General features: G+C 64.2%; 19 protein-coding genes. 13 read left to right on the top strand and 6 right to left on the bottom strand.

Translation table 11 applies throughout. From position 1 onward, the window contains the following. Positions 1–197: 197 nt before the first annotated feature. From gyrB to VGR99_RS00575, 6 genes are all read left to right on the top strand, one after another. The gene (gyrB, locus tag VGR99_RS00600; protein WP_326896355.1) at positions 198–2,633 is read left to right on the top strand and encodes a DNA topoisomerase (ATP-hydrolyzing) subunit B; all 2,436 of its coding nucleotides are present in this window, start codon (positions 198–200) and stop codon (positions 2,631–2,633) included. A 326-nt stretch (positions 2,634–2,959) separates the two neighbouring features. After that, a complete protein-coding gene (gene murA, locus VGR99_RS00595) occupies positions 2,960–4,255 on the top strand; it encodes a UDP-N-acetylglucosamine 1-carboxyvinyltransferase (RefSeq protein WP_326896354.1) in 1,296 nt (431 codons plus the stop codon). Positions 4,256–4,457: 202 nt separating this feature from the next. Continuing rightward, a complete protein-coding gene (locus tag VGR99_RS00590; protein WP_326896353.1) occupies positions 4,458–5,852 on the top strand; it encodes an MATE family efflux transporter in 1,395 nt (464 codons plus the stop codon). Next, positions 5,849–6,337, top strand: a complete 489-nt coding sequence (locus tag VGR99_RS00585) for a DUF2867 domain-containing protein (RefSeq protein ID WP_326896352.1) — start codon at positions 5,849–5,851, stop codon at positions 6,335–6,337. The genes VGR99_RS00590 and VGR99_RS00585 overlap by 4 nt, the downstream gene beginning before the upstream one ends. Further along, a complete protein-coding gene (locus VGR99_RS00580; RefSeq protein WP_326896351.1) occupies positions 6,334–6,990 on the top strand; it encodes a 2-hydroxychromene-2-carboxylate isomerase in 657 nt (218 codons plus the stop codon). The genes VGR99_RS00585 and VGR99_RS00580 overlap by 4 nt, the downstream gene beginning before the upstream one ends. Before the next feature lie 75 nt (positions 6,991–7,065). Then, positions 7,066–8,400, top strand: coding sequence for an SMI1/KNR4 family protein (locus tag VGR99_RS00575; protein WP_326896350.1), 1,335 nt, complete (start codon positions 7,066–7,068; stop codon positions 8,398–8,400). A gap of 64 nt (positions 8,401–8,464) precedes the next feature. Here VGR99_RS00575 and VGR99_RS00570 read toward each other — a convergent pair whose 3' ends face one another. Beyond that, entirely contained in the window at positions 8,465–9,580 is a 1,116-nt protein-coding gene (locus VGR99_RS00570) for an FUSC family protein (protein WP_326896349.1), read from the bottom strand. Between the two features lie 119 nt (positions 9,581–9,699). On the opposite strand from VGR99_RS00570, the gene VGR99_RS00565 reads away from it, so the two are divergent. Continuing rightward, entirely contained in the window at positions 9,700–11,067 is a 1,368-nt protein-coding gene (locus tag VGR99_RS00565; RefSeq protein WP_326896348.1) for an MmgE/PrpD family protein, read from the top strand. Between the two features lie 179 nt (positions 11,068–11,246). Here VGR99_RS00565 and VGR99_RS00560 read toward each other — a convergent pair whose 3' ends face one another. The 3 genes from VGR99_RS00560 to VGR99_RS00550 all read right to left on the bottom strand — a co-directional run bounded on the left by VGR99_RS00560 (position 11,247) and on the right by VGR99_RS00550 (position 14,506). Then, positions 11,247–12,674, bottom strand: a complete 1,428-nt coding sequence (locus tag VGR99_RS00560) for a serine hydrolase (RefSeq protein WP_326896347.1) — start codon at positions 12,672–12,674, stop codon at positions 11,247–11,249. Between the two features lie 145 nt (positions 12,675–12,819). Then, on the bottom strand, positions 12,820–13,881 hold the full coding sequence (locus tag VGR99_RS00555) for a helix-turn-helix domain-containing protein (protein ID WP_326896346.1): 1,062 nt from the start codon (positions 13,879–13,881) through the stop codon (positions 12,820–12,822). A 52-nt stretch (positions 13,882–13,933) separates the two neighbouring features. Further along, positions 13,934–14,506 carry a GNAT family N-acetyltransferase gene (locus VGR99_RS00550; protein ID WP_326896345.1) on the bottom strand — a complete coding sequence of 191 codons (573 nt, stop codon included), beginning with the start codon at positions 14,504–14,506 and terminating at the stop codon, positions 13,934–13,936. 64 nt (positions 14,507–14,570) lie between these two features. On the opposite strand from VGR99_RS00550, the gene VGR99_RS00545 reads away from it, so the two are divergent. The 4 genes from VGR99_RS00545 to VGR99_RS00530 all read left to right on the top strand — a co-directional run bounded on the left by VGR99_RS00545 (position 14,571) and on the right by VGR99_RS00530 (position 20,393). Beyond that, the gene (locus VGR99_RS00545; protein ID WP_326896344.1) at positions 14,571–15,488 is read left to right on the top strand and encodes a pirin family protein; all 918 of its coding nucleotides are present in this window, start codon (positions 14,571–14,573) and stop codon (positions 15,486–15,488) included. A gap of 63 nt (positions 15,489–15,551) precedes the next feature. Next, positions 15,552–16,466, top strand: coding sequence for a phosphoribosylaminoimidazolesuccinocarboxamide synthase (locus VGR99_RS00540; RefSeq protein WP_326896343.1), 915 nt, complete (start codon positions 15,552–15,554; stop codon positions 16,464–16,466). A gap of 364 nt (positions 16,467–16,830) precedes the next feature. Continuing rightward, the gene (locus tag VGR99_RS00535) at positions 16,831–19,047 is read left to right on the top strand and encodes a SulP family inorganic anion transporter (RefSeq protein WP_326896342.1); all 2,217 of its coding nucleotides are present in this window, start codon (positions 16,831–16,833) and stop codon (positions 19,045–19,047) included. Positions 19,048–19,202: 155 nt separating this feature from the next. After that, positions 19,203–20,393: a DUF6236 family protein gene (locus VGR99_RS00530; protein WP_326896341.1), complete on the top strand. Its 1,191-nt coding sequence runs from the start codon at positions 19,203–19,205 to the stop codon at positions 20,391–20,393. A gap of 114 nt (positions 20,394–20,507) precedes the next feature. Here VGR99_RS00530 and VGR99_RS00525 read toward each other — a convergent pair whose 3' ends face one another. Beyond that, positions 20,508–21,386, bottom strand: a complete 879-nt coding sequence (locus tag VGR99_RS00525; protein WP_326896340.1) for an MBL fold metallo-hydrolase — start codon at positions 21,384–21,386, stop codon at positions 20,508–20,510. Positions 21,387–21,413: 27 nt separating this feature from the next. Continuing rightward, on the bottom strand, positions 21,414–22,403 hold the full coding sequence (locus VGR99_RS00520) for a zinc-dependent alcohol dehydrogenase family protein (RefSeq protein ID WP_326896339.1): 990 nt from the start codon (positions 22,401–22,403) through the stop codon (positions 21,414–21,416). A gap of 151 nt (positions 22,404–22,554) precedes the next feature. On the opposite strand from VGR99_RS00520, the gene VGR99_RS00515 reads away from it, so the two are divergent. Both VGR99_RS00515 and VGR99_RS00510 read left to right on the top strand, forming a co-directional pair. Next, positions 22,555–23,472 carry a LysR family transcriptional regulator gene (locus VGR99_RS00515; RefSeq protein ID WP_326896338.1) on the top strand — a complete coding sequence of 306 codons (918 nt, stop codon included), beginning with the start codon at positions 22,555–22,557 and terminating at the stop codon, positions 23,470–23,472. 264 nt (positions 23,473–23,736) lie between these two features. Then, entirely contained in the window at positions 23,737–24,804 is a 1,068-nt protein-coding gene (locus tag VGR99_RS00510) for a hypothetical protein (protein WP_326896337.1), read from the top strand. Positions 24,805–25,279: the final 475 nt, after the last annotated feature.

The raw sequence follows: 25,279 nt of genomic DNA, 5'->3' as shown, positions 1-25,279 counted from the left end.
CAGCCTCTCGAATCGCGCTTTTTTCGGGCCTCCGAATCGGCCTTCAAAAGCCTTGAAAACTGGTTGAAAAACCCTATCTGCTCAAAGGGTTGCCGGAGGATACTTTGCGCTAGGCGCAGGCCCTCTTTCGTGGCACAAATAGCTTCCAATCAGCGCCTTTTGCGCGGCTGATTCGGGCGACATCTCGAAGGCCTCTCATGACAGAACCTGCTCGGCAGACACCTGCCGAAAACGAGCCCTCCACCGCGAGCGAATACGGCGCGGAATCGATCCGCGTGCTCAAGGGGCTCGATGCCGTCCGCAAGCGCCCGGGCATGTATATCGGCGACACCGATGACGGCTCGGGCCTGCACCACATGGTGTACGAGGTCGTCGACAACGCGATCGACGAAGCGCTGGCAGGCCACGCCACGCGCGTCGATGTCGTGCTCAATGCCGACAATTCCGTCACCGTGCGCGACGACGGCCGCGGCATTCCCGTCGACATCCACAAGGGCGAAGGCATCTCGGCGGCCGAGGTCATCATGACCCAGCTGCACGCCGGCGGAAAATTCGACCAGAACTCCTACAAGGTTTCCGGCGGTCTGCACGGCGTCGGCGTCTCCGTCGTCAACGCGCTGTCGAGCAAGCTCGGCCTGCGCATCTGGCGCGACGACAAGGAACACTACATCGAGTTCGCCCATGGCGATGCCGTCGCACCGCTGAAAGTGGTCGGCGATGCGCCGGGCCGGCGCGGCACCGAGGTGACGTTCCTCGCCTCGACCGAGACCTTCAAGAACGTCGAATATGATTTCGCCACCCTCGAGCATCGCCTGCGCGAGCTCGCCTTCCTCAATTCCGGCGTCAACATCATCCTCTCCGACATGCGTCACGCGGTCGAGAAGCGCGAGGAGATGCACTATTCCGGCGGCGTCGAGGAATTCGTCAAATATCTCGACCGCAACAAGAAGGCGATCGTGCCGGCACCGATCATGGTGCGCTCGGAAGCCAACGGCATCGGCGTCGAGGCCGCGTTGTGGTGGAACGACAGCTACCACGAGAACGTACTGTGCTTCACCAACAACATCCCGCAGCGCGACGGCGGCACGCATCTCGCCGGCTTCCGCGGCGCGCTGACGCGCCAGGTCAACGGCTATGCCGAGGCCAATGCGAAGAAGGAAAAGATCGCGCTGACCGGCGACGATTGCCGCGAAGGCTTGACGGCCGTGCTGTCGGTGAAGGTGCCCGATCCGAAATTCTCGTCGCAGACCAAGGACAAGCTGGTGTCCTCGGAAGTGCGGCCCGTGGTCGAGAACGTCCTCAACGAGGCGCTCCAGGCCTGGTTCGAGGAGCACCCGTCCGAGGCCAAGATGATCGTCGGCAAGGTGATCCAGGCCGCCGCCGCCCGCGAAGCTGCGCGGAAGGCGCGCGAGCTGACGCGCAAGAGCCCGCTCTCGGTCTCCTCGCTGCCCGGCAAGCTCGCCGACTGCCAGGAAAAGGATCCGGCCAAGTCCGAACTCTTCATCGTCGAGGGTGACTCGGCAGGCGGCAGCGCCAAGCAGGGCCGCAACCGCGAATTCCAGGCCGTCTTGCCGCTGCGCGGCAAGATCTTGAACGTCGAGCGCGTTCGTCCCGACAAGATGCTGGGCAGCGAGCAGATCGGCACGCTGATCACCGCGCTCGGAACGAGCATCGGCGACGAGTTCTCGGTCGAGAAGCTGCGCTATCACAAGATCATCGTGATGACGGACGCCGACGTCGACGGCGCTCACATCCGCACGCTGCTGCTCACCTTCTTCTACCGGCAGATGCGCGACATCATCGACGGTGGCTATCTCTACATTGCCCAGCCGCCGCTCTATAAGGTCAGCCGCGGCAAGTCCGAGCAGTATCTGAAGGACGAGCGGGCGCTGGAAGATTATCTGATCGACGCCGGCCTCGACGATTGCGTCTACATTCCCGGCAACGGCGGTGACCGCACCGGCCGCGATCTGCGCGCGCTGGTCGACGATGCCCGCGTGGTCCGCAGCATCCTTCGCAACCTGCACAGCCGCTATAACCGCAAGGTGGTCGAGCAGGCCGCCATCACCGGCGTGCTGAACAAGTCGGTCTACGGCAACCCCGAGAACGCCGCGGCCGCCGCGCAGTACATCGCGACCCGGCTGGACAGCCAGGCCGAGGAGGTCGAGCGCGGCTGGGTCGGCCAATTCGTCGAGGGCCAGGGCTTCCTGTTCGAGCGCACGGTGCGCGGCGTCAAGGAAGCCGCTATCATCGACGATGCGCTGCTCGGCTCGGCCGAAGCCCGCAAGCTCGACGAGTATGCACCCAAGCTCCAGGACGTCTACGCGCGCTCCGGCAAGCTGCGCCGCAAGGACAGCGAGCATGTGGTCCACGGTCCGTCCGACCTGTTTGAGGCCGTGACCGAAGCCGGTCGCAAGGGCATCACGCTGCAGCGCTACAAAGGTCTCGGCGAAATGAACCCGGAGCAGCTCTGGGAAACCACCCTCGACACCGACGTGCGCTCGCTGCTGCAGGTGAAGGTCAAGGAGGTCGACGAGGCCGACGACATCTTCACCAAGCTGATGGGCGACGTCGTCGAGCCGCGCCGCGACTTCATCCAGGAACACTCGCTCAGCGCGACGATCGATATCTGAGGCCTGCTGGTTCTGGACGCACTCTAGCCGCGCACTCGCTGCAACCTCTCCCGCTTGCGGGGGAGGCATAGGCCGCCTTCGGCGGCCGTTCTCAAGCGACGCCGAGGCAAAGCCTCGGCTATGGCACAGCGCCGGGTGGGGGCTTTCGCCTCTGGGGGATTGTCCCGTTGCGGAGACACCCCTCTCCCCACCCTCTCCCGCAAGCGGGAGAGGGAGCGCACCAGCTTCGTGGCGACCATCAAGCCCGAATTGCTACCGCGCTCAATTCCCTATAGTTTCCGCCTCCAAAGCAGCCCGCCCCAACCCATCAGGACGGAGAGATCCAAGTGGCGCCCATCCAATACATCGTCGAGGGCGGTCACCGGCTCTCGGGCTCGATCGAGCCGTCCGGCAACAAGAATTCGGCACTGCCGATCATCGCCGCCGCCCTGCTCACCGAGCATCCGGTGACGCTTCAGAACGTGCCGCGGATCCGCGACACCGAGACGCTGGTCGAATTGGTCCGCTCGGTCGGCGCGGCCGCAGAGTGGACCGAGCGCAACACGCTTCACATCCACGCCAAGAGCATCCGCGCTGCCGACCTCGATCCCGAGCTGTGCGTGCGCATCCGCGCCTCGATCCTGCTCGCCGGCCCCCTGCTCGCGCGCTGCGGCGAAGTGATGCTGCCGCCGCCCGGCGGTGACGTGATCGGCCGCCGCCGTCTGGATACGCATGTGCTCGCGCTGGAACAGCTTGGCGCAAAGGTCACGGCGACCGACCGGCTCGAATTCCGCGCGGTCAAACTCGCAGGGGCCGATGTGTTCCTGGACGAGCCCAGCGTCACCGCGACCGAGAATGCGCTGGTTGCGGCCGTCGCGGCCGACGGCACCACCTATTTGCGCAACGCAGCCTCCGAGCCGCATGTGCAGGACCTCGCCAACTTCCTGGTCGCGCTCGGCGCGAAGATCGAGGGCATCGGCACCAACACCATGATCGTGCATGGGCCGGCGACACTGGGCTCGACCACCTACCGGATCCAGCCCGACCATATCGAGGTCGGCTCGCTGATCGGCCTTGCCGCGGTGACGCGCTCGCAGATTCGCATCGTGCGCGCCGGCGTCGAGCATCTGCGCTCGATCCGCATGGGGTTCGAGCGGCTCGGCATCGTCTGCCGCATCGAGGGCGATGACCTCATCGTGCCCTCGAACCAGACGCTGAAGATCCAGGACGATTTCGGCGGCCACGTGCCGAAGCTGGAAGACCAGCCCTGGCCCGCTTTCCCGGCCGACCTGATGTCAATCGCGATCGTCACCGCCACGCAGTGCGAGGGCGTGATCCTGATGTTCGAGAAGATGTTCGAATCGCGGATGTTCTTCGTCGACAAGCTGATCGCGATGGGCGCGCGTATCGTGCTGTGCGATCCGCATCGCGCCATCATCGCCGGCCCCAGCCGGCTGCGCGGCGCATCGATGATCTCACCCGACATCCGCGCCGGCATGGCGATGCTGCTCGCCGCGGTCTGTGCCGAAGGCACGTCCACGATCAACAACGCCGACCAGATCGAGCGCGGCTACGAGCGCATCGAGGAACGGCTGAACGCGCTTGGCGCGAAGATCAAGCGCGTGCCGGAAAGGAAGAGCTGAGGCTTCTTCCACGTCCAGAAATGGTCTCGTGCCCCGGACGCAGCGCAGCACGTCAGTGATGCGCTGCTGAGCCGGGGCCCATCCAACCGAGATGCGCCCGCGATTTGTGGGTCCCGGCTCTGCGGTGCAGCGCTACGCGCTGCACCGCGTCCGGGACACGAGAGCCATGTTTTCGTCGCTCGGCTGTGCTAATGAGCCCGCCATGCTCGACACCACTCAACATCGTTCGCAGCCGCAAGCCGGCGTGCCGCAGAATCATCTCGCGCAGGAGTTCGTCGAGACGCTGCGGCTGGCCGTGCCGATGATGCTGACGCAGCTCGGGCAGATCGCGATGATCACGACCGATCTCGTCCTGATCGGCCGGCTCGGCGAGGATGCGGTCGCCGCTGCGGCGCTGGCGCACACCGTCTATTTTGTCAGCTTCACCTTCGGGCTCGGCTTGATGTCCGCGGTGTCGCCGCTGGCCGCACAGGCGTTCGGCGCGGGCGACGTCGGGCGCATCCGCGGCTCGCTGCGCGTCGGCCTGTGGGTGGCGCTGCTGATCTCGCTGCCGATGATGGCCTCGCCGCTCTATGGCGAGCAGATCCTGCTCGCGCTCGGCCAGGTGCCGCAATCGGCCGCGCTCGCCCAACACTATCTGAATGGCCTCGCTTGGGGCATGGCGCCGGCACTCGGCTTCATCGCGCTGCGCAGCATGATGAGCGCGGTGAACCGGCCGCAGGCGCCGCTATGGATCACGGTCGCGGCGATCCCCGTCAATGCCGCGCTGGTCTATTGCCTGATCCACGGCCTGTTCGGCCTGCCGAAGCTCGGCCTGTTCGGCGCGGGGCTTGCGACCACGCTGGTCAATCTCGGCACCTTTGTCGCCGCGCTCGCCATCGCCACTTGGCGCAAGCCGTTCGCGGACTACCATCCGCTGGGCCATTGGTGGCGGATCGACTGGGCCTTGATGCATCGGCTGATCGTGATCGGCGCGCCGATCTCGTTCTCCCTGCTGCTGGAATATGGCTTGTTCTCCTCGGCAGCGCTCCTGATGGGCCTGATCTCGACCACCGCGCTTGCCGCACACCAGATCGCTCTGCAGGTCACGGCCGTGCTATTCATGGTTCCGCTCGGCATCGGCATGGCCGCAACGGTGCGGGTCGGCCAAGCTTTCGGCCGCGACGAGCCGGCCGCGGTGCGGCATGCGGGCCTCGTCGCAGCCGTGGTCGGGATCGCCCTCGTCTCGGCGCTGACCGTCGTCATCGTCCTCGGCCGTTATGAGCTGGGGCGGTTGTTCTTCGGCAGCAGCGAGGCCAGCGCGCCGACGGTCGAACTGACCGCAACGCTTCTGCTGGTCGGCGCGACGTTCTTCATCGCGGATGCGCTCCAGACCATCATGGCCGGCGCGCTGCGCGGTATCAATGACACCCAGATGACGCTGGTGTTCGCGGCGATCGGCTATTGGTGCGTCGGCTTCCCGATCGCCTGGTGGCTGGCCTTCCACGCCGATCTCGGCGCGGTCGGCGTCTGGATCGGGTTGTCGATCGGATCGTTCGTTTATGCCGGCCTCCTGATCTTGCGCTTTGGGATACTGACGCGCAAGATCGCGGGATGACCGGATCCGTTCGCGAAGTCGTCCCCAATGTCGATGCCGGCACGGTGCTGTCAGGCGCGCAGTTCATCGACGCGTTTCGCGTCGACATCGGCGCAGCGGCGGTCAACGCCCGCGAGGCCTGCACGCGGATGGTCTTGAACGGGCCGCGCTGGGTCGATGCGCTGGTGCGCCTGCGCAACATCCTGGTGACGCCGTTCGGGCTGAAGACATCGGGCGAAGGCGCTCCTGCGCCCGGCGGCCTGATCGGCCTGTTTCCGGTGTTGAGCGAGACGCCCGACCGGCTGATCGCCGGTTTCGATGATTTTCACCTCGATTTTCGCATTGTCGTCGACGTGGCAGGGAATGCAGCGAGCCGCCAGGTCACCGTGACTACTCTGGTGAAGACAAACAATCTCCTCGGACGGACCTACCTCATGTTCATCACGCCGTTCCACAAGCTCGTGGCCCGCGGCATGATGGGGCGGATCGTGGAGCCGGTGCGATGACACTGTCCGTCGACCTCTTCTATTCCTATCGCAGTCCCTTCAGCTATCTGGCCCTCCCCAAGACGTTGAAGCTCGTCGCGGAGTATGACCTCGCGGTGAATTTGCGGCCGGTCTATCCGCTCGCGGTCCGCGTGCCCGGCTTCTTCAAGAAGGCCAGCCCGAACTTCATTCGCTATGTGGTGCTCGACAGCACGCGCGTCGCGCAGCACGAGGGCATTCCGTTCCGCTTTCCCAGGCCGGATCCGATCGTGCAGGACAAGGCGAATTTCGATGTTGCGGCCGAGCAGCCCTACATCCACCGCCTGACCCGGCTGGGTGCCATGGCGCAGCTCGAGGGCCGCGGGCTCGCATTCACCGACGCGATCGCGCGCGTGCTGTGGGACGGCTCGGTGGCGGGGTGGAACGAGGGCGATCACCTCGCGCGCGCCGCCGAAAAGGCCGGTTTCGATCTCGCGGCGATGGATGCAGCGATCACGGCCGATCCGGATCGCTACGAGCGGGTCATCACCGAGAACGAAAAGGACCACGCCGCATCGGGCCATTGGGGCGTGCCGACCTTCGTGTTCGAGAACGAGCCGTTTTTCGGCCAGGATCGCATCGACCTCCTGCTCTGGCGCCTGCAAGGCAGGGGCCTGACGAAGCGCCAGCCCTGACGGCGTGAACCGGTTTCGCCAAAGCCGCGACTGAAACGTGCGCCCGCCGATGGCGGCGGCGCGTTCGGAGGTCGCATGTATCTGGCAAAATTCTTCCATCGCGCGCCCGGCGACGACGACCGCGAATTGATGCTGATCCCGGGCAGCAATCCCATGGTGATCGGCGTCCACATGAACTGGAAGGGCGATCCCGACGCGGACGAATATCTGCGCGAGGAATTTTCCGGCATCGCCGACGCAGCAATGGCCTTCCGCCGCCATGTCGTCGATCTCGTCGCGGCCGGCTATGTCGAGACCAGTGACACCCAATATACGCTGCGCACTCTCCCGCCCGATCCGCAAGCCAAGCCGGACTGGCAGAAGGGCCTGGACGAGCTGATGATCCTGGCGCTCGCCGCGCCGCGTGCCGAGCAGTCAAGACAGCTCGATGCCCTCGCGGGCACACCGGCCGTGCACGAGCCGCTCTATCTCTGGCACACCGCCCGCCGCAGCTACGGCGCCCGAGACGATGCGGCGGAGGCGGTGCTATTCGCCGAGCAGGCGCGCGATACGATCCGCGCGCGCCGGGCCGCCAAACAGCCGCATTATGCGTGGTCGCTCCTGGAGAACGATCTCGAAGGGCGCATCCTCGAACTCCTGAGCGATGCCTATCGTGACGCCGGCAATCCCGACGCCGCGCTGAAGACGATCGAGCATCTCTGCAAGACCGCTCCGAGTCATGATCGCATCCTCAAGCGCGCCGAGCTTCTCTGCGGCTTCTTTCCCGGGCGGCGGGAAGAGGCCTTCGACGATGCCTATCAATGGTCCGAGTTCGGCGGCTATGAGGACATCATGGCGTTTCCCGGCTATGCGGAATATTTGGCACGGCGCAAGGCGGGCAGGTCCCGAGGCAAGACAGGAAAGTCCGCTAAAGGCTGGCGCTGGAAGCCCGGCACAAAGGCCAGCGAAGCGAATGTCAGCGCAGCCGAGCAGACACTCGGCGTCCGCCTGCCCGACGACTATCGCAAATTCCTGCTGACGCGCGGGGAGACCGAGCTTCTGGTGCGGCTGCCCGAATCCTCCTCCGAGCTTCGCTTCTATGCGCCGGACGAGCTCGCCATACAGCTTCGCAATCTGCTCGACTTCATCGCCCATTCCGAGGACGAGCTCGAAGAGGCCTGCGCCTATTTCCGGAAAGAATACGGCGTATCACTGAAACATCTGGTGCCGGTTGCCGAGCCGTCGCAGCTCAGCCGCTGCCTGCTGCTCCACGTCGAGCCCGGCGAACGCTATGGCCAGTGCTTTCAGTGGGACCATGACGGCGCCTGGGAGCTGGAGCAGAGGCAGCCGAGCTTTGACGTCGCATTGAGGGCGCTGACCGACGGCATCGAGCAGCGGGATGCGACGCAGCTCGCGTTCTTCGATTTGTAGCCTCTTATTTTGACGCGTTTTCTTTACGCGAACCGGCATCCACTTCGCTTGAAAACGCTATGGCTTATTCCGCCACGCGCACGGACTTGCCGGCCGCGGCTTCCGACCATTCGCCGACGACGCGATCGAGATCGCAGAGATTCTGGTGCATCTGCTCCAGCGAGAAGCCGAGCGCAAAGAAACGCTCGGCGGTGTCGCCGGGCTGGCCGCGGATCAGGCCGTCCTGGCGCACGGCGGCAACCGCCTCGGCGTAATGCTGAAGCGCGACGTGGACGGGATGGATCGGCGGCGCGCCGGCGCCCTCGCGCAAGGCGGACGCGGCCGAGCGCAGGAAGCGCGCGATCACGGTCGAGACTTCCGTTAGGGGCGCCGCAAGCCGCATCTGCACTTCGACCGGCAACGGCACCACGGTGGCGCGGCCGATCATCACGACATCATGGCGCAGCCGCAGCACGGTGCGCAGCAAAGGGCCGGTGTCGGGCCCGCTCGACAGCCGCGCGGCGCGCTCGCGCTCGGCTTCGGCGCCGATGGCATTCATGCCGACCATGGCGGTGCCGATGCCGTCCTGGATCCGGTGCAGCGCGTCGTTGTCGCGGCCGCGCGTGAGGCCCGCGAGCAACTCGGTGAAGGCGTCCGCAATCAGCTCGAGCAGTTGCGCCGCGGCGGCGCGGATCTGCCGCACCGCGCGCGAGGGCAGCACCAGGAACGAGACCAGCAGGCCGGTGATGGCGCCGACCCCGACCTCGCTGACGCGATCGATCGCCGATGTCATGGGATCGGAATGATGCATGGTCGGAACCAGCAGCACGATGATCGCGGTCACCGTCGCCGCGTTGAGGCTTGGGTTGATCGCGGCGACGAAGGCGAGTGGCGCGACCGCCAGCACCAGCAACCCCAGCAGGCCCGCCTCGGTCGAATAAGGGAGCAGGATCGCGATGGCACCGCCATAGATGGCGCCGCCGATGGTGCCGAGCACGTAGTCGCGCGTCGCCTTCAGCGAGCGGCCGACGCTCATCTGGGTCACGATCAGCGAGGTCAGGACCGCCCAGAGCGGCAGCAAGAGATGCAGCGCGGTGGCGATCGCATAGGCCGCGGTCGCGGCCACCGTGACCCGGATCGCCAGCCCGAGCTGCGTCCGCCGCGACCGGACCCGATCGAACACATGTCTTGCGAATCCCATCGTCGACTATCCCGGTCCGATCCCAGATCACCAAAAGCATGGCTGGTGCCCGCGGCCCCAAGGCCGCTTGAAAGGCCAAATCAGCCCGCCTAACTTGCGCGCCAAAACGAGGAAACACGATGGCCCACGAAACCGCAACGCTCGCCGCCTATGTCGTCAATCTGAAATACCAGGATATTCCGGCGGAAGTGCTGGATCGCGCCAAGGTGCTGACGCTGGACTTCCTCGGCAGCGCCATCCGGGCGCGGCGCGAGGCGGAATCGACCCCGTCGATGCTGAAAATGCTGGAAGCGCTCGCGCTCGACACCAAGGGCGAGTCCACCGTGTTCGGCGACACCAAGACCTGGACACCGGCGGTGGCCGCGCTGCTCAACGGTGCGCTCGGCCATTCCCTCGATTTCGACGACACCCACGCTGATTCCTCGCTGCATCCGAGTGCGCCGGTGGTCCCGGCCGCCTTCGCCGTGGGCGAGATGGTCGGCGCGTCGGGCCGCGACGTGCTGACCGCAATCGTTGCGGGCTATGAGGTCTGCTGCCGGCTCGGCAACGCGCTCGACCCGACCTCGCATTATGCGCGCGGCTTCCACCCGACCGCGACCGCCGGCACCTATGGCGCGGCCGCTGCGGCCGGAAAGCTGTTCGGCCTCTCCGAGCAGCAGATCATCTCCGCCTTCGGCGTCTCCGGCAGCCAGGCCGCGGGCTCGCTGCAATTCCTGATGAACGGCGCCTGGAACAAGCGCTACCAGGTCGGCGCCGCCGCGATGAACGGCGTGATCGCCGCGACGCTGGCGCGCAACGATTTCGTCGGCTCGACGGAATCGGTCGAGGGCAAGCACGGCCTGCTCGCCGGCTACACCGACGATGCGCATCCGGACAAGGCGGTCGCCGAACTCGGCAAGACCTATGAAACCATGAAGATCGGCGTGAAGCCGTATCCGAGCTGCCGCTACACCCACGCCGCGATCGACGCGCTGATCGCGATGCGGCGCGAGCACAATCTGACGCCCGACCAGGTCAAGCGTGTCGAGATCGGCCTGCATCGGAACGGCATCACCCTGACCGGCGATGCCGCGACCAAGCGGCATCCCACGTCGATCGTCGGCGGCCAGTTCTCGATGTTCTTCACCGGCGCGCTCGCGCTCGACCAGGGTTCGTTCGGCTGGGACGACTACAACCGTCTCGGCGACGCCGCCATCGATGCGCTCGCCGACAAGTTCGACGTGGTGCAGGACGACCGCCTCGAGGTCGGCCGCACCCATCCGTTCGGCGCCCGCGTCAGCATCACGACGGACGACGGCGTGCATGAGCGGCTCTATGCCGATCCCTCGGGCGAGCCGAGCTCTTTCCCGGATGCGCAGGCGATGCAGCAGAAGTTTCTGACGCTGGCCCGCCCCGTGCTGAACGCACGCGCGGAGAAGTTTGCAGATGCGATCATGACGCTGGAGCGGTTTGATCGCGTGGCGAAGGCGACTGAGCTGGGGAGGTAGCGGATTTCTTCGCCTCTCCCCGCTTGCGGGGGAGAGGCCGGGATTCAAGCGCAGCTTGGATTCCGGGTGAGGGGGACTCTCCACGAATCCAACTCTCACCTCCACCGCGGAGACTCCCCCTCACCCCAACCCTCTCCCCGCAAGCGGGGCGAGGGAGAAGAGACGGCGCTCCGCTCCTCTCAATTCACCCCCGCCACCTTCCCCCTCTCGCGCGTGGCCGCCACCACGTCGCGCACGAGATCGAACACGCCATCCGCTTCCGGCGGCGCGTTCGGCGAGCGTCCCAAGCGCACGATCACCAGCTTCTCAGACGGGATCACGATGGTGTACTGCCCGATCGTGCCCTTGGCGAAGAAGGCATCGCGGGGCCAGCCGTGCTTGATGCGAAACTTCGCACCAAAGCCGTCGCCCTGGTTGGTCCAGAAGCCGGCGCCGACGCCGACCCAGGCATTTGGTGTGGCTGTCGCCGAATAGTTCACCCAGCCTTCAGGCAGAATGCGCTTGCCGCCGGCAACGCCGTCATTGAGATAGAGCTGGCCGAAGCGCGCCCAGTCGCGCGGCGATGCCATCATCGCGCCGGAGCCCTCGATCGTGCCGGCACCATCAAGCTGGAGCGTGACGTGGTGCATGCCGAGCGGCGCAAACAATTCGCGGCGCGCGAAGGCAAGCGCATCCGCCGGCTTGCCGCCGGCGGCATCGCGCAGCAAATGCGCGAGGATGAGGAAGTTGCCGTCGTGATAGTTCCATGCCGTGCCCGGCGCGGTTGCAAGCGGCGCGCGCTCGGCAAAACTGGCCATATCGTCCTCGGCATATTTCATGGTGTTGACCGGTTCGAGCACGGAGCCGAGCGAGGCCTGCAACGAGCTCCCGAGCGCAATGCCAGCGGTGTGACGCAGCAACTGGTCGACGGTGATGGCATGGCGCGGATCATCAGGATTTTGCCAGGCGGCAATCGGCGCAGGCCCGTCGAGCTTCAACTTGCCCTGGCGCACGAGGATGCCTGTCAGCGCAGACATCACCGACTTCGTCATGGAGAAGCCGAGCAACTGCGTCTCCGGCCCGACGCCGTCGGCGTAGCGCTCGGCGATGATGCGGCCCGACTTCATGACGACGATGGCGCGGGTGCGGCGGTAAGGCGGCTGCGCGGGCTCGGCGAAGGCGCGATCGAGCGCGGCTGACAGTTCCTCACTTTGCGGCGGCACAATCCCCTCGCCGGCGATTTCGGGCAGCAAGGCGGGCTGCTTGTCGTCCGTCGGCAACGCGACGGCGGCGATCCCCTCGCCGTGCTCGAGCGTGCAGCCGAGACCCTCGCGATAGACGGCATGGCTGCGGCCGATGCCGAACAGCGTCACGGTGACATCCCTGCGCGTACGATCGATCTGCAAATTCATCGCCCAGGTCAGGAGGCCGGTGCCCGGCATCGCGTCTGTGGTCTCGGCGAGGTCGCGCTGGGGATCCAGGCGGGAGACGAACGTCTCCGAGCAGAGCGTGTCGGCGATGAAGCCGGTGGCAACCTTGGGCACGTCACGCGCCCGCGCCACACCGAGCGCGAGGCCGGCGCAGGCGATGGCGGTGGTCAGGAGGACGATCTTATGGCGACGGGTCACGGGCTTTCTCCGGCTGCGGGGCGAGTGCGGGAGAGCTGGCCGGATGCGGGCGATATCCGCTCGCCGGATTTGAAAAGCGACCTTGTCGAAACTGATCGGGACTAGTCGATTTCGGAATTCTTACGTGATTTCAAAGGTCTAAAATCTAGGCTGCATCTGCCTTGAGCCGCCGGTACTCCGTCGGCGTCACGCCCGTGATCGCCTTGAAGGCGCGGTTGAAGGGGCCGAGCGACTGGAACCCGGCATCCATGGCGATGGTAATGACGGGGACTTCGGCCTGGGCAGGATCGGCCAGCGCGGCCTTGGCTTCCTCGATCCGGTGGTTGTTCAGGAACACATTGAAGTTGCGATAACCGAGCCGCTGGTTGATCAGGCGGCGCAGCCGGTATTCCGGAATTTTCAGCCGGCCTGCCAGTGCGCCGATGGTGATGTTCTCCTGGCGATAGACCCGCTCGTCCGCCATCAGTCGCATCAGGGCGTCGATGAGCTTTTGATCGGCGGCGTCATCGGCCGCAGGCTGACTGAAAACAATCGGTGGTGCGGGCTCCGCTGCGGCCGGAAACAGATCCGCTCCATCGACGCGCATCATGGCATAGACGATCGACGCAACGATGCAGGCGAGTACGCCGGTATTGATGGTTTCGGCGATGTCGCCGACGTGGTGGCCGGCGACGGCGATCTGGAGCACCGCGTTCACCCCGCCATAAAGCGCGATCGCGCAGACGATGAAGACACGAACGCGCCGGCGACGCTCGACCAGGTCGGCCTGCCAGGAGGCGATCATCTGCCCGACCGCAAGCGCGATGAAAACGAGCACGATCAGATTGACCAAGGTCACCGAGAACCGCACATGGCCGCTGGGTGCAATCCAGACGCAGCCTGCGAAGCTGAACGCCGCCACCAGCGCCCAGATCAAACCGTGCCACCAGCGAAGGCGAAACTCGTCGTCGAACAGGGCGCGCGTGAACAGCCAGAACACCACGATGGTGCCGGTCGACAACGCGATCAGCGGTGCATGCCAGAGCGGGATCCGCGACGTGACATCCAACGAATAGCTCACAGCATGCGCGACCGAGCTCAGCACGAAGGCCGCGCCGAGCCGTCCTGCCAGCACGTTGCGAAAATCGGAGAGCAGCGACGCCGCCAGCACCAGCAGCAGCGCGACGCTGGCGGCGCGAAAGGCGAGTTCGAGATTGGTCAGCAGCATCCCATCGGTCCGATCGTAGGTCGCGCGAACTTAGGTCAGATCGGAGATCGATTCAATTTTGTCGCAGCCACGAAGCCCGCGACGTGATCCAGGCGTCGGCGGGCTTGCCGAACAGATCGATCTCGCGATCCTTCCGCGCACCGAGCTTGCGCGCCACGCCTTGCGACGGCACATTCTCGCTCTCGATACAGTGCATGATCTCGTCGATCTCAAAGCTGTCGAACGACCAGTCGATCGACGCGCGGGCCGCTTCGACCGCATAACCTCTGCCGCGAAATTCCCTGGCAATGCCCCAGCCGACCTCGAAGGCCGGCCAGCCCGGCGGGCACCATGGACCAACGCGCCCGACATATTTGCCGCTGGATTTCTCCTCGACCGCGAACATGCCGAAGCCATAGAGCGCCCAGTGCCCGGACATCACGGCTGCGTTACGCCAGCCGCCGATCGCGGTGGTGATCGGCTTGCCGTCCGGTGCAATGAAACGGGCGGTGCCGGGATCGGTCAACATGGCGGCGTTCGGAGCGATATCGCCGGCGCGCCACGGGCGCAGAATCAGGCGTTCCGTCTCGATCTGGGGACCCGTGACCTGGAGCAGTTCGGCGCCAGGCTTGAGCGGCGGAATCATCTGTCTCCTCCCGTTCGCAACATTGTTCTGCTACGATCATACCAGCAAGAAACAGGAGTTCACCATGAGCTGGCAACCCTCGAACGATCCCGTGCTCGGCGATCCCATGTCCTGCGATGCGCTCGATCTCGTCATCGTGCCGCGCACGCGCGACCTCGGCGACGGATTTGCGGTGCGGCGCGCGCTGCCGCATGGCAAACGGCAGATGGTCGGGCCCTTCATCTTCTTCGATCATTTCGGCCCGGTGCAGTTCGTCTCCGGCAAAGGCATGGACGTGCGGCCGCATCCGCATATCGGCCTTGCCACGGTCACCTATCTGTTCGACGGCTCGATCATGCATCGCGACAGCGAGGGCAACCTCCAGGAAATCGCGCCCGGTGCGATGAATCTGATGACGGCGGGGCGCGGCATCGCGCATTCCGAACGCACGCCGGATGCGCAGCGCGCCTCGGGCCAGAAAATGCTGGGCCTGCAAAGCTGGATCGCGCTGCCGGCCGGATCCGAAGAGATCGCGCCATCGTTCCAGCACTACGGCGCCGGCGATTTGCCGATGATCTCCGAGCGCGATTTCACCGCGCGGGTGATCGCGGGCTCGTCATTCGGTATCACTTCCCCCGTGTCGATGGTCTCGCCCTGGTTCTACACCGAGGTCACGGCCGCCGCCGGCGCGAGCGTGCCGCTCGACCCCGATCAAGAGGAGCGCGCGATCTATATCGTCGACGGCGAGGTCGAGATCGCGAATGAGCGCTATGAGGGGCCGCGGCTGCTGATCTTCCGTCCGGGCGACCGCATTACCGTGAAGGCGCTGAAGGCGACGCGGATGATGTTTCTCGGCGGCGATGCATTGGAGGGCCCGCGCCACATCTGGTGGAATTTCGTCTCCTCCAGCAAGGAGCGGATCGAGCAGGCCAAGCAGGACTGGAAAACCGGCCGCTTCGCCGCGGTTCCGCAGGAACATGAGTTCATTCCGCTGCCGGAATAGGCTAATCCGGTGTCCGGCCGTGCCATCAGGCGCGGCCGGATTTCTCGCCTGAAGGCCCGCCCCATGACCACGATGCTCTCCAGCGACCTGCCCCTGACCAAGATCGGCCGCGGCAAGGTGCGCGATATCTACGCCGTCGACGACGACCGCCTGCTGCTGGTCACCACCGACCGCATCAGCGCCTTCGACGTCGTGATGGGCGAAACGATCCCGATGAAGGGCGCGGTGCTGACCCAGATCAGCGCGTTCTGGTTCAACAAGCTCGAAGGCGTGGTGCCGCATCACATGATCAGCGCCGACACCGACGAGATCATCGCGGCCGTGCCGGCGCTGAAGCCGCACCGCGCCGAAATCCTCGGCCGCGCCATGCTGTCGCGCCGCACCACCGTGTTTCCGATCGAATGCGTGATCCGCGGCTATCTCTCGGGCTCAGCCTGGAAGGAATATGCATCGAGCGGCACGCTCGCCGGCGAGAAGCTGAAGGCGGGCCTCGTCGAGAGCGAGAAGCTGGAGCCCTCGATCTTCAGCCCGGCGACCAAGGCCGAGACCGGCCATGACGAGAACATCACGATCGCGAAGATGCGCGAAGTGGTCGGCGACGACGTCGCCTACACGCTCGAGAGCATGACGCGTGCGATCTACACGCTCGGCGAGGAGCTGGCGCGCGAGCAGGGCATCATCATCGCCGACACCAAGTTCGAGTTCGGCCGCGACAAGGACGGCCGCATCATCCTGATCGACGAAGTCATGACGCCGGACTCCTCGCGCTTCTGGGCGGTCGATGCCTACAAGCCCGGTCAACCGCAGGCGAGCTTCGACAAGCAGCCGCTGCGCGACTATCTCGACGTCGAACGCCGCGCCGGCCGCTGGAACGGCGACGCCCCGCCGCCGCCCCTGCCGGCGAGCGTGGTGGAAGCGACCAGCAAGCGGTACCTGGAGGCGTATCGGCGCGTGACGGGGAAAGAGCTGAAGATTTAGGCCCGGCTCTCGCCGCGCGCTCCGTCATTGCGAGCCACCGGGTCCGCGCGAAGCGCGGCCCGATGACAGGCTCCGCGAAGCAATCCAGAATCCCTCCGCGGTGACAATCTGGATTGCTTCGTCGCTTCGCTCCTCGCAATGACGTGTAGAGGCCGGGTGCTCCTCGTCGTCCCGGCTAACACCGCCGCCAGCGCTTCGGTTTTTCCGTCCACCATATGGTGGACCATTCATACGCCGTGAACGGATATCCTCACCGAGGCGCTCGCGGAATTGTCGGATATTTCATAGTGACAAGAATCCTGTTGCGCTAAGTCCGTAGTCGTCTACGTCTCAGACGACATTCTTCAGGGGCGAGCGCAACCGCGTGACCGATCCAGCAATTGTTTTCACTCCGGCCCCGCGATTCAATCCGGCCCTCAAGCGTGCGCTGAATGATATATTGGGCGGCAGCGCGGCCAGTATCCTGACCGTCACCTTCGGGCTGTCATATTCGCTGCTGATCTTCGCCGGCCCGCTGTCGCCCTATCTGGGCTACGGGATCACGGCGACCTTCGTCAGCTCGGCGGTGCTGGCGATCGTCATCGGCCTCTGCAGCTCCCTGCCCTTCGCGGTTGGCGCGCCCGACAGCTCGACCGCCGCGGTGACGGGAATCCTGGTGGCTTCGCTGGTCGAGCGTATCGAGACGGCGGCCCCCTCGACACCGCTGCTCCCGGCGGTCCTGATCACGCTCGGACTGTCGACGGTGCTGACCGGGCTGGTGCTGTGCGGCTTGGGCCTGACGCGACTCGGGCGCGCCATCCGCTACGTGCCTTATCCCGTGGTCGGCGGCTTCCTCGGCGCCACCGGGCTGCTCATCGCGCTCGGTGCGATCCGGGTCATCACCAACCACCCCCTGCAGCTCGCGGCGCTGCCGTACTTCGCCAACGCCACCGTTATGCTGGAGCTGGGGGCCGCCTGCGCGATGGCGCTGGTGCTGTATCTCACCTGGCACCGCTCGCGCAGCCCGTTCGGGCTGCCGATCATCCTGGTCGGCGGCGTGCTCACCGCGCATCTGGCGTTCTGGATCACCGGCGTCTCGTTCGATAGCGCACGCACCCTTGGCTGGACGTTTCAGCCGCCGCCGCAAGCGGTGTTCACGCTGCCCTGGCACAGCGACGATCTCGCCCGCTATCCGTGGTTTGTCCTGCCTGATGTGATCGGCAACGTCATCGCCGTCATCTTCGTCACGGCGTCCTGCACGCTGTTCAACACCACCGGCATCGAGGTCGCCGCGCATCGCGAGGCCAATCTCGAGCGCGAGCTCAACGTCACCGGCGCCGCCAATGTACTGACCGGCCTGCTGGGCGGTTACCCCGGCTGCAGCTCGATCAGCCGCTCGCTTCTCAATTACAGCAGCGGCGGGCGCGGGCGATTGTCCGGCGCCACCGTCGCAGCGCTGTCGCTGCTGATGCTCGCGGTCGCGCCCGAGCTGCTCGGCTTCATCCCGAAATTCGTGATCGGCGGCCTGCTGCTCTATCTCGGCGCCGACCAGCTGCACCGATGGATCATCGAGTCGCGCAAGCGGCTTTCGAAGCTCGAATATCTCTCGCTGATCGCCATCATCGCGATCATCGTGGTCTGGGGCTTCGTGCCGGGCATTTTGATCGGCGTGGTCATCGGCTGCGCGACCTTTGCGCTCAGCGCGGCGCGGGTGGAATCGATCAAGTACAGCTTCGACGGCTCGGAATATCGTTCTTCGCTCGACCGCTCGCGCGACGACCAGGATGTGCTGCAGGCCCATGGCGGCAAGATCCAGGGCCTGAACCTGCAGAGCTATCTGTTCTTCGGCTCCGCCAACCGGCTCTACCAGCACGTCAAGCAGCTGCTGCAGGAGCGGCCGGAGTGCCGCTATCTGCTGTTCGACTTCAAGCTCGTCACCGGCGTCGACTCCTCGGCGGCCTACAGCTTTGCCCAGATCAAGCGCAGCGCGCACGACCTCGGCGTCGAGCTGATCCTGGTGCATCTGTCGGCGGCGGCCGAGAAGGTGCTGCGCTCCAGCGACTTCGTCGGCGAGGGCGTCACCATCATCCCCGAGCTCGATCGTGCGCTGGAATGGTGCGAGAACGAGATCATCTCGCAGCATCAGGGCCTGGCCCAGGAAGAAGCGAGCCTGCATGACTGGTTCACGCGCATCCTCGACAGCGAAGACGATGCCGACAGGCTGATCCACCGCTGCCAGCGCATCGAGGTCGAGGCCGGCGAGGTCATCGTGCAGGCTGGTGACCCCGCCGATTCCATGCACTTCATTCTCGACGGCCGCGTCGGCATCATGGTCCCCGCCGACGACGAGCGCACCACGCGCGTACGCAGCCTCGGCCGCTACACCACGATCGGCGAGATGGGCCTGGTGTCGCACACCCCGCGCAGCGCGACGATCCAGGCCGAGGTGGACAGCGTGCTCTACGTGCTCAACACGCACCAGTTCGACGAGATCAGGGAAGAGGATCCCGCGCTCAGCCACAAGCTGCTGACGTATTTCGTGTCTGTCATGGCCGAGCGGCTGACGTTTGCGAACCGGACGATCGCGGTGCTGCGGCGATAGTGGACGCGTAGCCAGTAGCCCGGATGGAGCGCGCACTGGCGCACTCCTCCGCACCGGCGCTGCCGCCGAATCCAAATCGGAGGAACTGTCGGGTAGTTCACAATCAGAAGGGGCTTGTTGCGCTAACCTCGCGCCAGCAGCGAGTGGAGGTCTCCATGGCCACGAATTTTGGGCTCTATTATCCCTTCATCCACTTCAAGGACGACAACTGGCTGAAATTGTCAGCGGTATATTTCGACAAGATGTACCGGATCGTGCCGTCCACCTACAAAACGGAAGATAGCGATACCGTCAGGGAGCTCGAGGGCTTCGTCGATGTCGTCCGCCCCGAATGGGCCAGTCCTGCATTCGGCGAAACATTTGTCCAGTTCATCGATCAATATCACGCGCGGCTCTTGGACCGCTACGGCGTGGCCAAGGTGGACCAATGGAAGGCCAGGCCGCAGGATCAGGAGCCTCCTGCTGCCGGCGGGCTGTCCGGCATCGATCCCCGCCTGTCCTATGTCTACTTCGAAAAAATGACGCCGGAACTGCGTGAGAGCTGCCTCAAATCGGGCCTGGCCAAGTTCGATCCCGGCGATAACAGGTGGATGGGCATGCACCCGATGCTCGCACGTGTGTACATGACTGCCCTTGCAGACCAGCTTGCCGGCGAGCGTCAGCTCCAGCCGATGACGGACGAAACGATCGACCATCTCGCGCTTTCAGGACTGACGACGGAGAGGCTCGCCCAGCTTCTTCTTTCCGACGTGAGCCTGGTCGACGAGCGCCCGACGGAGCGTGAACTCGAGCAGGCATACGCTCTGTTGGCATTGCGGACCATCCTGCCCAAGGACATCGCGCAAGTCCCGGCCAGGAAGATCGCCAAGGTCCGTGAGCGGCTCGCGGGCGAACGCGGCAAGTTTCAGGCAGCGGCGGTCGCGTTTGCTCAACAGAATGCTGCTCTTCGCGACATTCCGGATGAGCGTGCCCTGAACGATCATCTGGAAGCGGAATTCGATAAGAAGATCGCTCCCGAGCTGCAAAAGCTCAAGGACGCATTGCGCGACAACGACATTGACGTCGCTCTCGGCGCGATGAATCTGAAAGTCGAATTGCCGGCGCTCGTGGTGACAGGTCTTGCGGCCATGGGCATCGCCGTGGCCGCCGTCAATCCGGTCGTGGCCGGCGCCGCCGGCGCTACGCTGCTGGTGGCTAAGGTGCTTCGTGATCGGCGCAAGGGCCGGCAAAACCTGCTGGCGACATCGCCGGCGTCCTACCTGTTTCGCGTCGAGGAAGCCTTGTCTCCCGGACTTCTCGCGAAGTGGATCAGCAAGGACGCGTTGGCTCACCGTGTTGCGCATTGACGCTCACGATCTCCGTCCGGCAGGAGCGACGAAGCCGCCTCACCGAGCTCGGCTTGCAGGCCCGACGAGGATCCTGCGCCGGGCCACAAGCAGCTGACGTATCCGTGTCTCGTGTCAGATGAGCTCCGCTGACCAGGGCTCGTGACGGATCTCGAACGACTGTGCCTTCTTCGACAACCGAGCGAAGCCCGGAAAATTCAGGTGCATTCCGGCGACGAGCTCTCCGGTCGCGGACACGCTGTCCAGCATCTTCCTTCGAGTTTCGGCGGCCGCCTTGGGATCCGCGTCGAACGCAATCGTCACTTCGGGTCTGGGCACCTGGATATCCGGATAATGAACGATATCACCCCAGATGAGCAGGGACGCATCGCCGCCATCGATCCGATAGCCGCTATGTCCTGGGGTGTGGCCGGGGAGATGTTCAATCACGATACCGGGCGCGACTTGCCCCGCGCTGACCGTTCGGCGCCGAGCGGCATACGCCGCGAACACGGCGCGGGCAGCCTGAAAGAACGGCTTCATCGCGTCCGGAGCCCGACTGAGGTTCGCGTCATCCGACCAGAAGGCGAATTCGGCCTCGTGCATCACGATCTCGGCGTTCGGAAACTGAGGTGCCGACGGCAACGCTCCGACGAGACCGCCGATGTGATCCGGATGGGCGTGGGTCAGCAGGATCTGGTCGATTGCGAGCGGGTTCACGTTGGCAGCGGCAAGCGAGGCGTGCAAACGCCCTCCCCAACCATTGATGCCGCCGCCCCCGCCATCGACCAGTATGGTCCGGCCTCTCCCCTCGACCAGATACGTGCTGACGGTCATCGCGGATGACGGATGACGTCCCGCCGCCACCATCATGCTCGTCGCCTCATCCGATCCTATCCCGGACAGCAGGTCGAACGGCACAGCGACGATGCCGTCGACGATAGCGGTGACGACGTAGTCACCGATCTTCCGTCGGTTCAGGCCGGCAGCCTGCCAGTTGTTCGAATTCGTCATTCCATCCCCCTCATCGCTTTGCGGGCTTCAGACAGTGACTACGATCTTTCCGATCTGCTCATTCGACTCCAGGAAGCGCGTCGCCTCCCGGATCTGCTCGAACTTGAAACTTCGGGAGATCAGCGGCGTCAGCGTCCCGGATGAAAGGCCTTCCGAGATGAAATTCTTCGCCCGCGCCAACGCTTCGTCGTCATCGACGACCTCGTTGTACAGATAGCCCTTGATCGTGAGGCTCTTTCCGAGCACGGCGAACTGAGGGAACGCACCGGCGTCCGGGCTCAAGGCGCCGTACTCGAGCAAAATTCCCCGACGAGACATCGCATTCGCCAACTGCTCGATGGCGGGACCGCCGATCGGGTCGAATACGACGCGAGCTCCCTTGCCGCTCGTGATCTCCATCACCCGCGGGACGAGATCCTCCTCCGCGGTTGCGATGACGTGATGGGCACCTGCATCCAACAGCGCCCTGCTCTTGGCGCTGGTCCGCGTCGTCGCGATGACGGTCGCTCCCACCGCGCGCGCGACCTGAAACGCTGCAATCCCGACGCTGCTGGATGCCGCCGTTACGACTAGATAATCGTCCGCCTTCAGGTTCGCTTGCTCGATCAGCGCGCCCCACGCGGTGACATATTTCATCCATGACGCAGCGGCCTGCTCGAAGGTGAGATTGTTGGGATGCGCCACCAGATTGCGGGCTGGAATATTGATGACTTCGCCGTACGTGCCCCAACGCGCCATGTCTTCCGTTGGAATGACACTCACCGACTGACCCGGACGGAAATCGTTCACCGACGCGCCGACGGCTTTGACGACACCAGCCGCCTCGTAGCCCAATCGGCTGGGAAACTGCGCCTGCTGGATGTAGGCGTTGCGCCGGAACATGACCTCGGCGCGGTTGAGCCCGATCGCGCGCACGTCGATCTGCACTTCATCGGCTTCGGGAGCCGCGACCTCGATGTCCTCGATCTTGAGAACGTCGGCATCACCATATTCGTGAAAGCGAACAACGCGCGCCATCTCCTGCCTTTCCGGACCTCGTCTCGGCCAATTCCTGAAACGAGGAGATAGCCTCACCTTTTGTTCGCCAGAAGTGACGGAATCTGAACTTTATTGTTATGAAATATGATAACAATAATAATGGGCCTACCGGCCCGGACGGAGAAGCCACATGGACTTTCTGCAGCAATTGAAAGTCTTCGTGGCCGTTGCGGAGAACCGGAGCTTCACCCGGGCGGCCGAGGCCCTTCGCGCGACCCGCCCGACGGTGACGAACGCCGTGAACGAACTGGAAAAATCGATCGGCGCAAGATTGCTGCATCGAACGACGCGGCAGACTTCCCTGACGAGTGAAGGGCGGTTGTTCTTCGATCGCGCGGTCGCAATCCTGAACGAGGTCGGGGAAGCGCGTAATCTGTTTGGCGGCGTCGGCGACGCTCCGAAGGGTCGCCTGCGGGTCGATATCCCGGTCGCGATCGCGAAGCCGCTGATCATTCCCAATCTTCCGGACTTCCAGAAGAAATACCCGGACATCGATCTCATTCTCGGCGTCAGCGATCAACCGGTCGATCTGATCGCGGAGGGGATCGATTGTGTTCTGAGGATCGGCGACCTGCCGGTCAGCAGCCTGGTTGGGCGCGTTCTCGCCAAGATGGCCATGCTGATCTGCGCATCACCGGCCTACCTCGACAGGTTCGGCATTCCGGAGAGTGTCGAGGACCTGCGTGGCCATCTCGCAGTCAACTATTTCTCGGGCCGGGGTCATATGGCCATACCCTGGCGTCTCCCGCGAGGGACCGGCGAGCGCGAACTTCGCCTCGAAAACGGTATCCTCGTGAACGACACGGAGGCCTTCGTTGCGTGCGCCCTCGCTGGCATGGGTCTGATCCAGGTGCCCGGCTGCGTCGTCAAGGAATATCTGAACAGCGGACAGCTCGTGCGGGTCCTGCCGAAGCTGCGTCCCGTCCATCGCCCGCTGTCGATCATGTTTCCGGCACGCGAGCATTTGGCTCCGCAAGTGCGCGTGTTCATAGACTGGGCGAAGAGCATCGTCGCCGACGCGAACAGTCCATGGGTCAGCCCACCCTGACCAACAGCATCGTCGAGCCTCTTCGCGTGTCCGCAACTACGTCACTTGAGTGGACAACATCATTACGGCGGAGAACAAAATCTAACCGCCATGTCCGCCGATTGAATACTCCCCATCATCGGTACGCTAAGAGGCTGTTCTGAAACCAGGGTTTTGAATATCAATTGCCGGGCAGCCGCGCCAAGCGCTTACATCGCATTGGCCATATCTATTGTCACCGACGGTCATGACAGATCCATCCGTCGCAGCAGAAGAGATCAAAAGATGAAATACCGTGGCGTAGTGTATGATGTAGGGTTGAGGTTTACCGCTGGGCAAGCCTATTCCGTCGAGCCATTCGACCCCGCTCTTGCCGCCCATGACATCAAGGTGATCGCGACTGAGTTGCATGCGAACGCAATCCGGATCGAAGGCGAGGAAATCGACCGCCTCGCGATGGCATCGCGCAGCGCTCATGCCGCGGGCCTGACCATTTTCTTTAACCCATGGAAGATGAATGTCCCGGTCACCGAACTGGCCGGCTATTTCGCGCAGTCGGCGCGGGTCGCCGAGAGACTTCGCAACGAGGGCGCCGACATCGTTTTTGTTGCAGGTTGCGAAATGACGCTGTTCAACGAGGGCATTCTCGAAGGCTCCACCGTCATGGAGCGGGTAATGGCGGTCGCTCGCCTCTCCCAGGAGATTCACTCCGAAGACGCCCGCACATTGCTGACCGAGAAGGGTCACATGCTCAATGATGCTCTGCGCGGCATCGTCGAGGCGGTTCGCCATGAATTCAAAGGGCCAGTCACCTACTCTGCCGGTATGTGGGAGATGGTGGACTGGAGCCTTTTCGACATCGTCGGCGTGGATCACTATCGCAGCAACGAAACCCCCGAGGACTATGTTGCAACACTGGATCGCTATCGGATCGGCAAGCCGCTTATCGTAATGGAGGTCGGTTCCTGCGCCTACGAAGGCGCCGGCGTTCTAGGGGCTGGCGGCTTCATGCGCCTGCAGGGGACCAATCCCGACGGAACCGGCATTTTCACAGACGGCATCGTTCCGACGCGTAGCGAGCGCGAGCAGTCCGATTATGTCGCCGAGCAACTCGGTTTGTTGAGTGATGCGGGGATATCCGGCGTCTTCATCTATGTTTTTTCGTTCCCAACGTTTCGTTACCGCGAAGGGGCACGCGATCTCGACATGATGAGCTTCTCGTTGGTGAGAACCTATCCCGAAGATCATCCGATATCTCAAGAGATGCCGCCATGGGAACCGAAGGAAGCCTTCCATCGCATCGCCGCCATCTACGGGAACTGGCCATCGGAGACACACAGCGTGAGCGCCTGATCATAATGCCAACAGCACTGCGGGCAGGACCATACGGGTTCTGCAAACTGGAAGGACGCGAAGGTTGCGAGCGGGCAAGACACTTCCGCCGAACGCAGGCTGTGGATTCTCGTGAAACGACCGACACACGCGCGGCTCGCCCGTTTACAAAATCGGCGGCGAGCGCCTTGAAGCGTTGCGGGCGTCCTCCCTGGGCATCGACGTTGTGAACAAATCATTCTCCAAAGTGGGCTGCAACACCGCCCACTTGGAAAGTTTTCACCGAAGCCCTACACTCGTTGGATTGAGTATGGACACAGCCGCTAAGCAACTCGTTCTAGAGCATTTTCCGACTTGGCGGAATCGGAAGGGATTCCCTTGGGAAGCAAATCGTGATTCACCCTGAGGGCTGGTGATGGAGGCCAGCCCCCATGGCTAAACCACTCTCGCCGGACCTTCGCCTTCGCATTATTCGGGCTGTGGAGGATGAAGGCAT

Origin of the sequence: Bradyrhizobium sp. (assembly GCF_035935975.1) — a bacterium.
In the GTDB taxonomy this organism is placed as follows: Bacteria; Pseudomonadota; Alphaproteobacteria; order Rhizobiales; family Xanthobacteraceae; genus Bradyrhizobium.
This window is presented reverse-complemented; position numbering and strand designations above follow the sequence as displayed.

What these genes read in the sequence shown, in the direction of transcription:
- gyrB (WP_326896355.1), top strand. Translation starts at nt 198, where the DNA reads ATGACAGAACCTGCTCGGCAGACACCTGCCGAAAACGAGCCCTCCACC.
- VGR99_RS00590 (WP_326896353.1), top strand. Translation starts at nt 4,458, where the DNA reads ATGCTCGACACCACTCAACATCGTTCGCAGCCGCAAGCCGGCGTGCCG.
- VGR99_RS00585 (WP_326896352.1), top strand. Translation starts at nt 5,849, where the DNA reads ATGACCGGATCCGTTCGCGAAGTCGTCCCCAATGTCGATGCCGGCACG.
- VGR99_RS00580 (WP_326896351.1), top strand. Translation starts at nt 6,334, where the DNA reads ATGACACTGTCCGTCGACCTCTTCTATTCCTATCGCAGTCCCTTCAGC.
- VGR99_RS00575 (WP_326896350.1), top strand. Translation starts at nt 7,066, where the DNA reads ATGTATCTGGCAAAATTCTTCCATCGCGCGCCCGGCGACGACGACCGC.
- VGR99_RS00570 (WP_326896349.1), bottom strand. Translation starts at nt 9,580, where the DNA reads ATGGGATTCGCAAGACATGTGTTCGATCGGGTCCGGTCGCGGCGGACG.
- VGR99_RS00565 (WP_326896348.1), top strand. Translation starts at nt 9,700, where the DNA reads ATGGCCCACGAAACCGCAACGCTCGCCGCCTATGTCGTCAATCTGAAA.
- VGR99_RS00555 (WP_326896346.1), bottom strand. Translation starts at nt 13,881, where the DNA reads ATGCTGCTGACCAATCTCGAACTCGCCTTTCGCGCCGCCAGCGTCGCG.
- VGR99_RS00550 (WP_326896345.1), bottom strand. Translation starts at nt 14,506, where the DNA reads ATGATTCCGCCGCTCAAGCCTGGCGCCGAACTGCTCCAGGTCACGGGT.
- VGR99_RS00545 (WP_326896344.1), top strand. Translation starts at nt 14,571, where the DNA reads ATGAGCTGGCAACCCTCGAACGATCCCGTGCTCGGCGATCCCATGTCC.
- VGR99_RS00540 (WP_326896343.1), top strand. Translation starts at nt 15,552, where the DNA reads ATGACCACGATGCTCTCCAGCGACCTGCCCCTGACCAAGATCGGCCGC.
- VGR99_RS00530 (WP_326896341.1), top strand. Translation starts at nt 19,203, where the DNA reads ATGGCCACGAATTTTGGGCTCTATTATCCCTTCATCCACTTCAAGGAC.
- VGR99_RS00525 (WP_326896340.1), bottom strand. Translation starts at nt 21,386, where the DNA reads ATGACGAATTCGAACAACTGGCAGGCTGCCGGCCTGAACCGACGGAAG.
- VGR99_RS00520 (WP_326896339.1), bottom strand. Translation starts at nt 22,403, where the DNA reads ATGGCGCGCGTTGTTCGCTTTCACGAATATGGTGATGCCGACGTTCTC.
- VGR99_RS00515 (WP_326896338.1), top strand. Translation starts at nt 22,555, where the DNA reads ATGGACTTTCTGCAGCAATTGAAAGTCTTCGTGGCCGTTGCGGAGAAC.
- VGR99_RS00510 (WP_326896337.1), top strand. Translation starts at nt 23,737, where the DNA reads ATGAAATACCGTGGCGTAGTGTATGATGTAGGGTTGAGGTTTACCGCT.